Here is a 14130-nt window from a genome sequence, read left to right as displayed (position 1 = left end):
CGGAGATGTGTATAAGAGACAGGGCGACCACCGATCATGCGCCCATGACCGACACCGCGCCCCGCACCGCCCGCCTCTGGTCCGTCGCCACGGCGGACGTCACCGCACCCGAGGCCCTGGCCCTGCTACGCGAGTACTACTACGACGTGGCCAACCGCTACTACCGCCTGCACCTCGGCCGCGAAGGCACCCCCGAGGAACTGGAGTCGGGGCTGGCCGGCTCCCCCAGCGACGACCTCGCCGCACCGGACGGGCTCTTCCTGCTCGGCCACTACGACGGCGCGGCCCAGTCCTGCGCCGGGCTGCGCCGTCGCGACGCCGACACCGTCGAGCTGACCCGGGTGTTCGTCCGCCCCGGCCTGCGCGGCACCGGCGGCGGCGCCCGGCTGCTCGCCGCCGTCGACGAGGCCGCCCGCTCGCTCGGCGCCCGGCGGATCGTCCTCGACACCCGCCTCGACCTGGTCGAGGCCCGCGCGCTCTACACCCGCCACGGCTACCGCGAGATCCCCGCCTACAGCAGCGGCCCGTACGCCCAGGTCTGGTACGGCAAGGAGCTGGCCGGCTAACCCGCCTGCGCCAGGGCGGCCGTCAGCTCCGCCGTCGAGGGCGGGTTGGCGCCGGGGCGGGAGACGGTCAGCGCGGCGGCCGTCACCGCCTGGGTGAGGCAGCCGACGAGGTCGGCGCCGGCGGCGCGGGCGTGCAGGAAAGCCGCCGTGAAGGAGTCCCCGGCGCCGACGGTGTCGGCGACCGGCACCGGAACGGCTGCGGCCCGCGCGTGCCCGCCCCCGGCGGTGAGCGCGAACGCGCCGTCGGCACCCAGGGTCACCGCGACCACGGCCGGGCCGAGGGCGAGCCAGCGGCGCGCGACCGCCTCCGCGTCCTCGCCGGGGTAGAGCCAGGCCAGGTCCTCGTCGCTCGCCTTGACCACGTCGCTCAGCGCCACGCAGCGCTCCACCCGCCGCACGGCCTGCGCCCGCTCGCCCATCAGCGCGGGGCGCACGTTCGGGTCGTAACTGATCTGCGACCGGCCGCGCCACCGCTCGACCAGCGCCAGCACCGCCGCCGCGCCCGGGTCGGTGACCGCCCCGATCGAGCCGAGGTGGATCGCGCCCGGCGCTTCGGCGAGTTCGGTCGGCGGCAACGTCCAGCCGATGTCGAAGGTGTAGCGCGCCCGCCCCTGTCCGTCGAGGCGCACCACGGCCGAGGGGGTCCGCGCCACCCCCGCGGCCCGGACCACCACCCCCGCCGACTCCAGGTGCGCCCGGATCAGCCGGCCGTTGGCGTCGTCCCCGAGCTGGGTGAGCAGGGTGGCGGGCCGCCCCAACCGGGCCAGGCCGTACGCGACGTTCGCGGGGCTGCCGCCGGGGTGGACGGTGTCCGGGGCGCCATCCGTACGGACGACGTCGGCGACGCACTCGCCGATCACCAGAACGTGCGAATCGGGGCTGGTCACGGCGGCTCCTGGCATCCGGTACGCGGGCGTCGTCTCGGCCGCCAGCCTACGGGGTGCACCCGGGCATGAAGGACGGCCGCCGGACCTGGCCAGGTTCTCCGACGGCCGTGGCCTCGTCCGTCAGGGGGCGAAGCACTTCGAACGTTAGTCAGCGCGCGGCGGCCCCGCCATCGCTGTAGGCCGTCCGGGGGATGGCCTCGTGTCGACAGCCGTCCGGGCGGCGGCGCCGGGCGGGCGCCCCGGTCCGCTAGGGTCCGTGCCCGGTGCGTCGCGCACGTACCGCCGGCCGGCCCCGCTGCTCACCGGGGCACCCGAAGCCACGAGTCCCGAAGCCAGGCCCCCCGGGGCCACGACTCCCGAAGTGCGGTGATCGCCCTGTCCAGGCCCCGTCTCGGCCTCGTCCTCCCCCTCGTGCTCAGTGCGGCGCTGCTGTCCGCCGGCGCCAGGGCCGCCACCGCCGCGGACGGCCTCGGCGACCCGGTCTTCCCCTCGCTCGGCAACAGCGGGTACGACGCCCTCGCCTACGACCTGTCCTTCGACTACCGGGCCGCTACCCGCACCGTCGACGCGACCGCGGTGATCACCGCCCGGCCGTCCCGCACCCTGGCGCGCCTGGAGCTGGACGCGCTGGGCCTGACCGTGCGCGCCGTCCGGGTCGACGGGCGCCCGGCGGAGTTCGCCGCCCACGACGAGAAACTGACCATCACCCCGGCCCGGCCCCTGCACCGCGGCACCACCGCGCGGCTGACCGTCGAGTACACCGCCGACCCGCGCGCCAGGCTCCCGCACACCGGCTGGGTCCCGACCCCGGACGGCTTCGCGGTGGCCGGCCAGCCGGACAGCGCGCACACCGTCTTCCCGTGCAACGACCACCCCAGCGACAAGGCCCGGTTCACCATCGCCGTCACCGCGCCCGACCGCCTGCTGGGCGTCGCCAACGGGGAGTTGGCGCAGACCGAACGGCTCGGCGACGGCCGGACCACCCGGCGCTACGCCTCCCGCGAGCCGATGGCCACCGAGCTGGTGCAGGTCTCCGTCGGGGACTACACCGTCCGCGAGCGCACCGGCCCGCACGGCCTGCCGCTGCGCGACGTCGTCCCGACCGCCCGGGCCGCCGACCTCGAACCCGCCCTGGCGCTCACCGCCGACCAGCTGACCTGGGCCGAGCAGCACCTCGGGCCGTTCCCCTTCGAGACCTACGGCCTCCTGCCGGCCGACACCGACGACCCGGCCGCGTTCGGCTTCACCGGCCTGGAGACCCAGACCCTCACCCTCTACAAGCCGGGCTTCCTGCGCCAGCCCGAGTCCGCGATCGGCTCGCACCAGATGCACGAGCTGGTGCACTCCTGGTTCGGCGACAGCGTCTCCCCCGCCAGCTGGGCGGACCTGTGGCTCAACGAGGGGCACGCCGACTACTACGCCCTGGTCTACCGCTACGAGCGCGGCTGGCCGGACGCCTGGGGCCACACCACCCTGGTCGACCGGATGCGGGCCCTCTACCGCCTCGGCGACCAGTGGCGGCACGACTCCGGACCGGTCGCCGCTCCCAGCGCCGCCAAGCTCTTCGACAGCCAGCGCTACACCGGCGGCGCGCTGGTGCTGTTCGCGCTGCGCGAGCGGGTCGGCGCCGAGGCCTTCGACCGGATCGAGCGCACCTTCCTGCGTGAGCACCGGTACGGCACCGCCAGCACCCGGGACTACCTGCGCACCGCCTCCGAGGTCTCCGGCCAGGACCTCTCCGGCTTCCTCACCGACTGGCTGTACGGGCTGCGCACCCCGCCGATGCCCGGCCACCCCGACTGGACGGTCGCCCCGGTGACCTCGGACCCGGCGGCCTCCGCCCGCGGTGTCCCCACCGAGGCGCCGCACGGCTCCGGGACGCTCTGACCCACCGTCGCCCGGCCGGCCTGATCCGCGGTCCGGCCTGATCCGTGGCCCGCCCGATCCGTGGTCCGCCGCCCCCTGCGTCCCACCCGTACGCCCCTGGCGCGCCGCATCGTGCGCCCGGACGCCCCATGAGCGCCTCTGGCCGGACGGGCCCGACGGGGCCATCGTGGTGCCCACGGCCCGCCCGCCGCCCGGCCGAGTCCCGGCCGGCTCGCGGGCCGTCCAACCTCCCCGCGCCGGTCCGCCGAAAATCCCCGCGCCCGGAAGACAACCCGGAACACCGTCCAGCACGTTCATCAGCTGTGAGTAGGACACCACGATCGCGGCCCAGCAGGCCGCCACGGCTGACAGGGACGGCACGGACACCATGGCGGGGACGGCGGGATGAGGGATGGCACACCGGACTTCGAGGAGTTCGTCTCCGCCTGCGGCCCGAAGATGCTGCGGGTGGCCTGGCTGTTGACCGGCGACCCGCACCAGGCCGAGGATCTGCTGCAGACCGCGCTCGCCAAGGTCTGGCCCAAATGGGACCGGATCTCCATCGACCGGCCCGAGGCCTACCTGCGGAAGGTGCTGGTCAACTGCAACGTCTCCTGGTGGCGCCGCCGCTGGACCGGCGAACTGCCGCACGGCGAACTGCCGGAGCCGCCGCCGGCGAGCGCGGACCCGTACGAAGGGGTGGTGCTCGGAGAGGTGGTCGCCCAGGCCGTCCGTGGCCTGCCGCCCCGCCAACGGGCCGTGGTGGTGCTGCGCTTCTTCGAGGACCTCAGCGTCGAGGAGACCGCCGAGGTCCTGGGCTGCAGCACCGGCACGGTCAAGAGCCAGACGCACCGCGCGCTCGCCGCGCTGCGCGGTCGGCTGCCGGCCCGGGAACTGCTGCTGGCAGGGGGACCTCGTGATCGGTACTGACCTGCTGGACCCGGACGACCCGAGGCCGGACGGCGGTGAGGGCGAGGATGAGCTGCGGATCCTGCTCCACCAGGCCGTACCGGAGCTCGCCACGCCCGAGGACCGGATGGAACGGGTGCGCGCCCGCGCCATCGGCACCCGGCGCCGACGGCGGGCCGCCGGGCTCGGGGCCGGACTGACCGCCGGGCTGGTCGCCGCGGCGCTGGCCGCCGCGCCCGCGATCGCGCCCACGCCGGAGCGGGGGGTGGCGGCGGCGGGGCCGAGCGTGGCGGCCGGACCGGCCGAGACGGTGCCGGGCGGGGAGCCGCCCGTTCCGACGGCCGGCGCCGGCGCCAGCGCGACACCGACCATGGTGCCGACGGCCAGGTCGCAGGTCCACTTCCCGTCGTACCCGAACGTGGCGCTCGACCTGCCGAGCGGCTGGTACAGCCAGAGCACCTTCAGCGGCGACCCCCGGAACGGCATCGGCTACCTGGCCAACGGGCCGATCGGCCCCGTGTCCCCCTGCCGGACGGCGGGCATCGCCTGCCCGGGCGACACGCTGTTGCCCGTCGGCGGCGCCCTCCTCACCCTCCGGTTGGTGGACCAACCGGACCTGGTCGGGAAGTTCACCACCTCATCGGCCGTCACCTCCGACATCGCGCTCGACAAGGAATGCCTCACGCTCGGCGGCACCCGTGAGCTCATCGGCCACCGGGCCGTCGCCCGGACCGGCACGCTGGTGCTGATCCAGCTGACGGCCTGCATGCGGGTGCCGTCGCACGTGACGATCCAGCAGGTGCAGCAGGTGCTGGACTCGATCCGGGCCGCCGAGGGGAGCAGTCCCTCGCCGACCACGACCCGCTGAGGACCGTCCGGGCCGCGCTGGCCGCCCCGCGTTCAGTGTCAGTGGCTGCTGCTAGCGTCCCGAGCACGATCAGAGAACGGGGGTCCTCTCATGGGTGGCGAGCGGCGACGGGCAGATGCCGGGGGCTGCGACCGGTGGACGGCGCGGCGGAACGGCGAAGGTGGCGTGGTGGCCCTGCGCGGTGCGGACGCCCTGCCGATCACCGGCGGGCTGATACCCGGGGTCTGGTCGGTCTCCTCGGGTGCTGCCGGGCGGGCGTTCCACCGGTCCTGACGCGGCCGTGACACGGCGGTGCGGGCCCGGCGGCCGTTGCCGGGCCCGCACCGGGCGGGTCAGTACCGGGCGACTCAGTACCGCAGGACGGCCGCGATGTGGCCGCGGGCGTCGAGTTCGCCGGTGGGGACGAACTGCACCTTGGCGCCGGTGTCGAGGGCGCGCTCCACGATCTCGTCGACCATGTCCTCGCGGACGTCGGGCTCACCGGCCGCCGCCGGGACGAGGTGATTGTCGGTCACCCGAACGGGCTGCCAGTAGTCCTCCTCCACCGCGACCACCGCGGCGCGGCCCTCGGCGACGGTCTGCCAGACCTCGTCGATGCCGGCGGCCAGGCCCTTCACACCCTGGGCCTGGTCGAGGCGCTCGTGCAGCTCGGTGACGGCCTTGCTGCCCTGCTCGGCGACCGTGGACCGGACGGCCTCGGCCACCGCGGCGGCGGCGGCATGGCCGAGGCCGCCGCGCGAGACCTGGGCGGTGGCGCGCTTGGCGGCGGTGCCGACCTCGTCGAGCAGGGAGATCGCGGCGGCCTCGCCGAGCACGTACAGCGGGCGGTTGTCGGCCTCCAGCACGGCGGCCAGCGCGGTGTCGGCCGAACGCAGGAAGCGGCGGGTCTCCTCGTCGCGGAAGGTGCTCGGTACGTCCCCGATCCGCTCCTTGCGCTCGACGTCCCAGTCCGGCGGGACCTGGTCGAGCGGGAAGGCGGCACTCGTGTGCTCGGCCAGGTGCGCTCCGCTGCCGCTGAACAGGGCGACCCGGTCGGCGGCGACGGTCAGCACCCAGTAGGGCGCACCGGCGGTGTAGGCGGAGACCAGGTTGCGGGTCAGGAAGGTCTCGGACAGCACGACCCGGGCGGGCACCGGGCGCGGCAGGGACCACACCTGGTGCTCGCCGGGGGCGGCGTAGATCACCAAGCCGTCCTCGGCGTGCACGAGGTCGACCTCGGTGAGCGCGCGGTCCAGCTGCTCGACGACGTCCAGCCGGTCGGCCCGGCTGACCGCCTCGTCGGCGTGCAGTCGGTTCTTCGCCTCGGCGACGAGGTTGCGCAGGCGGACCGGGTCCTGGGTGTTGTCGGGCTCGCTGCGGTGGGTGGGCAGCAGAACGGAGACGGCCGGGTAGCGCCGGGGGCGGCGCAGCTCGGCGAGGACAGCTGGCGTGAGCTCGGCTGCGTGCATCGGGTGCCCTTCGTGTCGCGGTGGGGGGTCCTGGTCGATGAGACCGACGTCGATGAGACCGAAAGTGTGGTGATTCAACCGATTTGCCGGAATCATTCCCGACCCCTCCCCATCCCACCGCCCTCCCACGCCTCCCGCCACCGGAAAAGGCCCGGGGCCCGGCAGCCCGTCCGGCGCCCGCGGCGCCGCCGTTCGGCCGACCGGCCGTCACCGGGCTGCGGCTGTGCCACGGCCCCGGCCGCACGGCCACGGACGAGGGAATCCGCCGCCGCCCTCGTAACCCGCCCGGCGGATCGTCGTTGGACCCGCCATGAAGAAGCGCAGCATGCTCGCCGTCGCCTCGCTCGCCGTGGGTTTCGTGGCCTCGCTCACCGCACCGAGTGCGCACGCCAGTGCCGTCGGGGGGCAGGACGGAATGTCCGGGTCGCTGACCAGTGCGCCGGACGCGTTGCCGGGGCAGGTCGGGGACGCGGGCGGCGTGGTCGGGGAGGCGACCGGGTACGTGACGGGCTCGGCCGACGGACTGGTCGGGGTCACCCCCGCATAGCTCCCCCGCATAGCTCGCAGCAGCGCGGCGTCAGGACAGCGGGGCGGTGCGGCGTCAGGGCAGCTGGGCGCCGAGGTCCTGGGTCCAGTAGACGCCGGCGGGGCCGGTGGCCAGACCGATGCCGACGTCCTTGAAGCCGCAGTCCAGCATGTTGGTCTGGTGGATGCCGCCGTCCATCCAGTGGGCGACCACCGCGGCGGGGGACGTCGGGCCCCGGTCGAGGTTCTCGCCCCACTGGGACCAGCGGTAGCCGACGGCGGTCAGCCGGGCGTCGGTGCGGACACCGTCCGGGTTGACGTGGTCGAAGAAGCCGCGGGCGACCATGTCGTCGGCGTGCTTCTGGGCGGCCGTGTGCAGTCGGGGGTCGATCCGCAGGGGGGCGCAGCCCACCTTGCCGCGTTCGGCGTTGACGAGGTCGACGAGTTGGCGCTCCGGGCTGGGCGGCGGCGGGGCCACCGACCGGGTGGCGGTGGGTGACGGCGTGGCCGTCGCCGTCTCGCTGGGGGTCGGCGTGGGCGTGGCCGCCAGCGTGACCGGGGCGGAGGCCGGGGTCGCGGTGGGCACCGGGGCGGCGGGAGCGGCGGCCGGGGTGGTGGGTTCGGGGGCCGCCTCCAGCGGGGTTTCGGCGGGGTGCGACCAGACCAGGGCGAGGGTGGTGACGGTCACCACCGCCACCGCACCGCTCGCCAGGACGGCCTTGCGCGCGGCCGTCCCGGCCCAACCACCATGGGTGCTCGCGGCGGTCGGGGCGGCGGTGGCGACGGTGGCCGCGGTGTGCTGGAAGTGCAGCAGCGCGGGCGAGCCGAGCGGGATCGGCACCAGGGCGAGGCCGGCCAGCAGCCCTTCGGCGGGGAAGAGGTCGCGGCCGAGGCGGTCGCAGGTGGCGCAGCCGCGGATGTGGCGGGCGATGCGCTTGCGCCACACGGAGTTGGGGGTGCCGTCGAAACCGGTGGTGACGTCGGCGAGTTCGGGGCAGCGGGGGTAGGCGCCGAGGGCGCGGACGACGATCCGGCCGGCTTCGAGCTGCTTCTTCATCCGCTGCACGCGGACGGCGGTGTGCTGCGGGGTCAGGTCGAGGGCTTCGGCCAGTTCGGCGCGGGTGAGTTCGCCGCTGGCCTCCAGCCACCAGAGGGCGAGGAGTTCGCGGTCGTCGGGGTCGAGCCAGCGGGTGGCCTCGGCGACTTCCCGGCGTTGGCCGGAGAGGCCGAGGCGCAGGACGGTGAGGTCGGTGAAGTCGGCCCTGGGGTCGGCGAGTTCCCAGGTCTCGTCGAGGCCGCCGACGGTGGGCTGCTGCTGGCCGGCGGCGTGGCGGCGACGGATCTGGTTCATGGTGATGGCGACCAGCCAGGAGCGGAAGGACTCCGGCTCGCGCAGCCCGTCCAGGCCGTCCAGGGCGCGGATCATGGTCTCCTGGGCGACGTCGTCGACGTCGGCGTGACCGTCCAGGGCGCGCCCGGCGACGTTGTAGACGAGCGGCAGCCAGGCGGCGACCAGCGCCTCCTGGGCCTGCCGGTCGCCCGCCTGGGCCGCGCGTACCAGGGTGGTCCCGGTCCTGTTCTGCACGTCAGCGTTCATGGTCCGCACTCCGTCTTGCCGTGTTCCGTTCGCCGCTGCCTCCTCGGAGACCTGTGGTGAGTGATCAGATAACAACAATTTGCGCGGAATCGGAAAACGGGCCCTGCCGGAGGGCCGGTCAGGCCGGGGCCGCGAAGACCTGGGTCCACCAGGGGCCGCCCGAACCGGTCCGCACACCGACCCCGAGCTGCTTGAACGCGCAGTTCAGGATGTTCGCACGGTGACCGGGGCTGTTCATCCAGGACTCCATCACCGCGGCCGGGTCCTTCTGGCCGCGGGCGATGTTCTCGCCCCAGGTGCTCCAGCGGTAGCCGGTCGCCTCGATGCGGTGGTCGGCGTGGTCTCCGTCGGGGCTGGCGTGGTCGAAGTAGTTGCGGTCCGCCATGTCGTCGCTGTGCGACTGGGCGGCGCTGGCCAGCCGGGGCTCGGCGCTGACCGGGCCGCAGCCGGCCTTGGCGCGTTCGACGTTGACCAGGTCGACGACCTGCTGGGCGGAGGAGGGCGCGGCGCCGCCGCCGACCGGGGTGGGCACCGAGGCGCTCGTAGGGGCCCCGGTGCGCTGCGCGGCGGCCGGGGTACCGGTGGGCTTGGCGGGAGCGGGAGCGGTCACGGGCGTGCTCGGGCCCGGCTTACCGGTGGCCGTCGGGGTCGGCGTCGCCCTCGCGGTCGCCGGGGCTGTCGGGGACGCCGGGGCGGCGGGGGTGGTCGCGGCGGCACTGGCCGGAGCCGACGCCGGGTCGGTGGCGGCCGAGGTGGCCGGGGTGGCCGGCGGCGCGGCGACGTCGGGGCCCGCTCCCCCGGCGCCGGGGACCTGGATGCCGTCGTGGGTGCCGGCCTCGGCGGCTATCAGGGCGGCGTCCGCCGCCATCGCCTGGCCGGTGGTGTCCCGGTCGGCCTGCTTGCCGCCGTAGGCCGCGTAGCCGGCGCCGACCAGGGCGGCGAGCAGTCCGGTGCCGGCCACGGCGGCGGCGACGGCGGCGACCGGGCCGACCGGGCCGCGCCGTCGGGCCCGGCGGCCCCGGCCTCCGGGGCGTTCCGTGTGCCGCTGGGCGGCCCGGCGCGCGGCGCGGCCGCCGGGTCGGCCGGAGGCTCCGCTCCGTGCACCGCTCTCGGCACCGATCGCCGGGAGGATGGTCGTCCTGTCGTCGCTGTTCACGTGCCCACGCTTTCTGTCCGGGTCGGCGGGTCGGGTGCCGACACCTGGGAGACCGCCCGGCGGCGCGCCGATAACAGAAAGTCCGAACGAATGTCCGGCACCAGGATCACGGGCCCGGCCGCGACCGCACCCGGGGCCCGCTCCCGAGGCCCGCCCTCAGGCCGCCCGCACGCGGGTCACGAGGCGTCCGGGGCCATGTCGTAGGTGACGAACATGGTCCGGGTGGCGACCTGGTCGTACTTGCTGCGGGCACGGTGGTTGTCGTCCGCGGTGATCCAGCGGACGGTGTTCCAGCCGCGCTCGGCGGCGATCGCCCGCAGCCGGGCCAGCAGCTGGTCCACCGCTCCGCCGCCGCGCACCTCGGGCGCGACGAACAGGTCGTCGAGGAAGCCGCCGACGGCGCCGTGCAGGGGGCGGGCGAAGGGGCGGTAGTGGGCGAGCCCGACCGGCTTGCCGTCGCCGTCGCGGACCAGCAGGCCCTCCAGTTCGTGGTCCGGGTCGTGGAGCCAGGACCAGACCAGTTCGGCCTTCTCCTCCGGCATCGGCACCCGGTAGAACGCGCAGTAGCCACGGAAGAGTTCGCGCCAGGCGGGGTAGTCGGCGCGCTCCGGCGCGCCGACGCTCCAGCGGGTCGTGGTGGTCAACTCGGTCTCCCTCGGTCGGGCGGGCCCCGGGGTCGCCGGGCCGCGGTGTGGCGCCAGCATGACGGGCCATCGGCTCCGCGCCGAACTCCACCACGGCCAAGACCGGCCGCCCGCGCACTCCACTCCGGCGCGGTACGGACGCGCCCCCCGCCGTGCGCCGGCCGGTCGGGTGGCCGATCCTGGACGCCCGGCCACGCACCACCCGAGGAGCGCCATGCGGCTGCGGCACCTGGCCCAGACGTCCCGTGCCGTCGCCGCCGAGCCCGGACGGCGGGCCAAGACGGCGCTGCTCGCGGACTGCCTGCGCGCACTGGGCCCGGCCGAGGCCCCGGCGGCGGTGGGCCTGCTGTCGGGCGAGTCGCAGCGGCTGCGCACCGGCGTCGGCCCGGCGGGCCTGCGCGACCTGCCGCCGCCCGCCGCCGAGGCCTCGCTCGGCGTCCGGGAGACCGAACGGGAATTGGAGCGGATCGCCGAGGTACACGGGCCCGGCGCGCAGGCCGAGCGGCGGCGGCTGCTGGCCGGGCTGTTCGCCCGGGCGACCGAGGTCGAGCAGGCGTTCCTGCGCGCGGTGCTGGTCGGGGAGCTGCGCCAGGGCGCGCTGGACGCGCTGGTCGGCGACGCCGTCGCCCAGGCCGCCGGGGTGCCCGCGGCGGCGGTGCGCCGGGCGCTGATGTTCCGTGGCTCCGCCCGGGCGGTGGCGGAGGCGGCGCTGACCGGCGGGGCGCCCGCGCTGGCCGCGTTCCGGCTGGAAGTGGGCCGGGCGGTGCGGCCGATGCTGGCCGCCTCCGCGCCCGACGTGGCCTCGGCGCTGGAGCGCACCGGCCCGGCCGCGCTGGAGTGGAAGCTGGACGGCGTCCGGGTGCAGGTGCACCGGGACGGCGCGGAGGTCGCGGTGTTCACCCGCGGCCTGGACGACATCACCGCGCGCGTCCCCGAGGTGGCCGAGGCGGCGCTCGCGCTGCCGCTGCGCTCGGCGGTGCTGGACGGCGAGGCGATCGCGCTCGGGCCCGACGGGCGGCCGCGCCCGTTCCAGGAGACCGCCGCGCGCACCGCCTCCCGGCGGGATCCGGAGCGGCTGCGTGCCGAAGTCCCGCTCAGCGCCTTCTTCTTCGACCTGCTGCACCGGGACGGCGAGGACCTGGTGGACCGCCCCGGCCGGGAGCGGTGGGCGGCGCTGGACGGGGCGGTGCCGGAGGGCCTGCGGGTGCCCCGCACCGAGACCGGGGACGGCGAGCGGGCACTGGAGTTCTTCCGCGAGACCCTGGCCCGCGGTCACGAGGGCGTCCTGGTCAAGGACCCGGCGGCCGGGTACGCGGCCGGGCGGCGCGGTGCCGGCTGGATCAAGGTGAAGCCCCGGCACATGCTGGACCTGGTGGTGCTGGCCGCCGAGTGGGGCAGCGGCCGGCGGCGCGGCCTCCTCAGCAATCTGCACCTGGGCGCCCGGGCGGCGAGCGAGCCCGGGCTTGGCCCGTGGGTGATGCTCGGCAAGACCTTCAAGGGCCTCACCGACGAGACGCTCGCCTGGCAGACCGCCGAACTCCTCGCCCGCGAGAGCGGGCGGGACGACTGGACGGTGCGGGTCCGGCCGGAACTGGTCGTCGAGATCGCCTTCGACGGTCTCCAGCGCAGCCCCCGCTACCCGGCGGGGCTGGCCCTGCGGTTCGCCCGGGTGGTGCGCTACCGGCCGGACAAGGGCGCGGCCGAGGCCGACACCGTCGCCACCGTCCGGGAGATCGCCGCCGCCGAGGGGCTGTGAGCCGCCCTTTGGCGGAGTAACGTCAATTTCAAACCCCTTTGCGGCGGCGCTGGACCGGCTCCGAACCGAATCGGCCATTCTGGACGATCCCCGCATCGCCCCTCCGTGGACGCAAGGGTGGCGGTTAGGTTGGCAATGACAACGAGAGGCGGCCGCCGGACGCCCGGCGCCGCACTGGCGAGAGGTGCTCGACCATGAAGGTGAGCGTCGACCGGGACCGCTGCTGCAGCTCCGGGATGTGCGTCCTGAACGCTCCGGAGATCTTCGACCAGGACGAGCAGGACAGTCTGGTGATCCTCCGTCAGACCGAGTTCAAGCCCCCGCAGTTCGCGGTGCTGAGGCTCGCCGCCGAGCTCTGCCCGGGCGGCGCGATCACCGTCACCGAGGAGGACTCCGCCGAGGACGCCGGCTGACGCCCCCAGCGGCTCCCGACGGCCCCCTGCCCGCGCCGGCCCCGGCCCCGGCCACCGTTACGACCGCCGCTCCCGGCCGCCGTCGCGCGAACCGTAGACCCCGGCGCCACCCCACCCACCCGAGGACATTGCGACGCAAGGAGACCCCACCTTGACGAGCACACCCACCGCCCGGACCTTCCCGATGCCGGCCCCGCGCGACGCCGCCTGCCCGTTCAGCCCGCCGCCCGCCTACACCGAGGCCGCCGCGACGGCGCCCATCACCCGCGCCGCCCTGCCCGACGGCGAGTCCTGCTGGCTGGCCACCGGCTACGCCGAGGTCCGCACCATCCTGTCCGACCGCCGGTTCAGCGCGGACGCCCGCCACCCGGGGTTCCCGATGCTGGTGCCCGGCCGCCGGGAGGCCCTCCTCGCCAACCCGAGCTTCCTGCGGCTCGACGACCCCGAGCACGCCCGGCAGCGCCGGATGGTCACCGGCGACTTCCTGGTCAAGCGGGTCGAGGCGATGCGCCCCGGCATCCAGCAGATCGTCGACGAGGCGCTCGACCGGATGACCGACGGCCGGACCGAGGCCGACCTGGTCGCCGACTTCGCGCTGCCCGTCCCCTCGCTGGTGATCTGCCTGCTGCTCGGCGTCCCGTACGAGGACCGGGACCGCTTCCAGGGCCTCAGCCGGACCCTGCTCAACAAGCACAGCTCGGCCGAGGAGGTCCAGGCCGCCTCGGACGAACTGCGCGAGTACCTGGGTGGCCTGGCCGCCCGCAAGCGGGAGGAGCCAGGCAACGACATACTCAGCCGGCTCGCCGTCCGGGACGACCTCACGCCGGACGAGGTCGCCACGACCGGCATCCTGCTGCTGATAGCCGGGCACGAGACGACCGCGAACATGATCTCGCTCTCCACCGCCCTGCTCCTCGACCAGCCCGAGCAGATCGCCAGGCTGGCCGACCCGGCCGCGCTGCCCGGCGCCGTCGAGGAACTGCTGCGCCACCTGACCATCGTGGACCACGGGCTGCCCCGGGTGGCCTTGGAGGACGTCGAGCTGGGCGGCACCGTGATCAAGGCCGGGGAGGGCGTGATCGCGCTGATCTCCACCGCCAACCAGGACGAGGAGATGTTCGGCGGCGCCGACCTGCGGCCGGCCGACGAGCTCGACCTCGACCGGGACGCCCGGCGGCACATGGCCTTCGGCTTCGGCGTGCACCAGTGCCTCGGGCAGCCGCTCGCCCGCGCCGAGCTCCAGATCGCCCTGGCCACCCTGTTCCGGCGGCTGCCCGGCCTGCGGCCGGCGGCCACCGGTGAGGGCCGGAAGTTCCGCTCGGAGGCGTTCATCTACGGAATGCGGTCGCTGCCCGTCACCTGGTGACGGCCGTCGGACGGAGGGCGGGGCCGGCCGGCCGGCGACCGGACAGGGTCTAGGGGCTCTCTTTCGGATCACGTCGGATCAGCGCGCGGCGTCGGAGTGCGTGCATCGCAAGGCGGAGGAGGGAGTCCA

Annotated in this window: 13 protein-coding genes; 8 read left to right on the top strand and 5 right to left on the bottom strand. The window is 75.4% G+C overall.

Going from position 1 to position 14130, the window contains the following annotated elements:
* Positions 1 to 44 precede the first annotated feature (44 nt).
* The gene (locus tag ACFVHI_RS35950) at positions 45 to 566 is read left to right on the top strand and encodes a GNAT family N-acetyltransferase (RefSeq protein ID WP_363372990.1); all 522 of its coding nucleotides are present in this window, start codon (positions 45 to 47) and stop codon (positions 564 to 566) included.
* Here the strand turns inward: ACFVHI_RS35950 and ACFVHI_RS35945 are convergent.
* Positions 563 to 1453: a carbohydrate kinase gene (locus ACFVHI_RS35945; protein ID WP_380346204.1), complete on the bottom strand. Its 891-nt coding sequence runs from the start codon at positions 1451 to 1453 to the stop codon at positions 563 to 565. The genes ACFVHI_RS35950 and ACFVHI_RS35945 overlap by 4 nt on opposite strands.
* Before the next feature lie 366 nt (positions 1454 to 1819).
* Here ACFVHI_RS35945 and ACFVHI_RS35940 point away from each other — a divergent pair, with 366 nt between their 5' ends.
* The 3 genes from ACFVHI_RS35940 to ACFVHI_RS35930 all read left to right on the top strand — a co-directional run bounded on the left by ACFVHI_RS35940 (position 1820) and on the right by ACFVHI_RS35930 (position 5096).
* Complete coding sequence (locus tag ACFVHI_RS35940; protein ID WP_380346202.1) at positions 1820 to 3340, top strand: M1 family metallopeptidase; 1521 nt, start codon at positions 1820 to 1822, stop codon at positions 3338 to 3340.
* 384 nt (positions 3341 to 3724) lie between these two features.
* A complete protein-coding gene (locus tag ACFVHI_RS35935; protein WP_380346200.1) occupies positions 3725 to 4249 on the top strand; it encodes a SigE family RNA polymerase sigma factor in 525 nt (174 codons plus the stop codon).
* Positions 4236 to 5096 (top strand): hypothetical protein, encoded by an 861-nt coding sequence (locus tag ACFVHI_RS35930; protein ID WP_380346198.1) that lies wholly within the window; start codon positions 4236 to 4238, stop codon positions 5094 to 5096. Before ACFVHI_RS35935 ends, ACFVHI_RS35930 begins: the two co-directional genes overlap by 14 nt.
* 347 nt (positions 5097 to 5443) lie before the next feature.
* On the opposite strand, the gene ACFVHI_RS35925 is transcribed toward ACFVHI_RS35930, so the two are convergent.
* On the bottom strand, positions 5444 to 6544 hold the full coding sequence (locus ACFVHI_RS35925) for a hypothetical protein (RefSeq protein ID WP_063346065.1): 1101 nt from the start codon (positions 6542 to 6544) through the stop codon (positions 5444 to 5446).
* 310 nt (positions 6545 to 6854) lie between these two features.
* On the opposite strand from ACFVHI_RS35925, the gene ACFVHI_RS35920 reads away from it, so the two are divergent.
* Positions 6855 to 7091: a hypothetical protein gene (locus ACFVHI_RS35920; RefSeq protein ID WP_063346066.1), complete on the top strand. Its 237-nt coding sequence runs from the start codon at positions 6855 to 6857 to the stop codon at positions 7089 to 7091.
* A 54-nt stretch (positions 7092 to 7145) separates the two neighbouring features.
* On the opposite strand, the gene ACFVHI_RS35915 is transcribed toward ACFVHI_RS35920, so the two are convergent.
* The 3 genes from ACFVHI_RS35915 to ACFVHI_RS35905 all read right to left on the bottom strand — a co-directional run bounded on the left by ACFVHI_RS35915 (position 7146) and on the right by ACFVHI_RS35905 (position 10466).
* Complete coding sequence (locus ACFVHI_RS35915; protein ID WP_380346195.1) at positions 7146 to 8666, bottom strand: sigma-70 family RNA polymerase sigma factor; 1521 nt, start codon at positions 8664 to 8666, stop codon at positions 7146 to 7148.
* A 118-nt stretch (positions 8667 to 8784) separates the two neighbouring features.
* Entirely contained in the window at positions 8785 to 9822 is a 1038-nt protein-coding gene (locus ACFVHI_RS35910) for a CAP domain-containing protein (RefSeq protein WP_380346194.1), read from the bottom strand.
* A 176-nt stretch (positions 9823 to 9998) separates the two neighbouring features.
* Positions 9999 to 10466, bottom strand: coding sequence for a GNAT family N-acetyltransferase (locus ACFVHI_RS35905; RefSeq protein WP_380346193.1), 468 nt, complete (start codon positions 10464 to 10466; stop codon positions 9999 to 10001).
* A gap of 214 nt (positions 10467 to 10680) precedes the next feature.
* Here ACFVHI_RS35905 and ACFVHI_RS35900 point away from each other — a divergent pair, with 214 nt between their 5' ends.
* The 3 genes from ACFVHI_RS35900 to ACFVHI_RS35890 all read left to right on the top strand — a co-directional run bounded on the left by ACFVHI_RS35900 (position 10681) and on the right by ACFVHI_RS35890 (position 14001).
* Positions 10681 to 12222: an ATP-dependent DNA ligase gene (locus tag ACFVHI_RS35900; RefSeq protein ID WP_380346191.1), complete on the top strand. Its 1542-nt coding sequence runs from the start codon at positions 10681 to 10683 to the stop codon at positions 12220 to 12222.
* Between the two features lie 194 nt (positions 12223 to 12416).
* Positions 12417 to 12635 carry a ferredoxin gene (locus ACFVHI_RS35895; protein WP_063346071.1) on the top strand — a complete coding sequence of 73 codons (219 nt, stop codon included), beginning with the start codon at positions 12417 to 12419 and terminating at the stop codon, positions 12633 to 12635.
* A 151-nt stretch (positions 12636 to 12786) separates the two neighbouring features.
* Complete coding sequence (locus tag ACFVHI_RS35890; RefSeq protein WP_380346189.1) at positions 12787 to 14001, top strand: cytochrome P450; 1215 nt, start codon at positions 12787 to 12789, stop codon at positions 13999 to 14001.
* The last annotated feature ends 129 nt before the right edge of the window (positions 14002 to 14130 follow it).

It is taken from the genome of Kitasatospora sp. NPDC127121 (assembly GCF_042677305.1).
GTDB lineage: Bacteria > Actinomycetota > Actinomycetes > Streptomycetales > Streptomycetaceae > Kitasatospora.
The sequence above is the reverse complement of the archived record's forward strand: the minus strand, read 5'-3'. Positions and strand labels throughout refer to the sequence as shown.

Excerpts from the sequence above, each read along its gene's own strand:
- ACFVHI_RS35920 (WP_063346066.1), top strand. The coding sequence starts at position 6,855 with ATGAAGAAGCGCAGCATGCTCGCCGTCGCCTCGCTCGCCGTGGGTTTC.
- ACFVHI_RS35900 (WP_380346191.1), top strand. The coding sequence starts at position 10,681 with ATGCGGCTGCGGCACCTGGCCCAGACGTCCCGTGCCGTCGCCGCCGAG.
- ACFVHI_RS35950 (WP_363372990.1), top strand. The coding sequence starts at position 45 with ATGACCGACACCGCGCCCCGCACCGCCCGCCTCTGGTCCGTCGCCACG.
- ACFVHI_RS35895 (WP_063346071.1), top strand. The coding sequence starts at position 12,417 with ATGAAGGTGAGCGTCGACCGGGACCGCTGCTGCAGCTCCGGGATGTGC.
- ACFVHI_RS35915 (WP_380346195.1), bottom strand. The coding sequence starts at position 8,666 with ATGAACGCTGACGTGCAGAACAGGACCGGGACCACCCTGGTACGCGCG.
- ACFVHI_RS35925 (WP_063346065.1), bottom strand. The coding sequence starts at position 6,544 with ATGCACGCAGCCGAGCTCACGCCAGCTGTCCTCGCCGAGCTGCGCCGC.
- ACFVHI_RS35935 (WP_380346200.1), top strand. The coding sequence starts at position 3,725 with ATGAGGGATGGCACACCGGACTTCGAGGAGTTCGTCTCCGCCTGCGGC.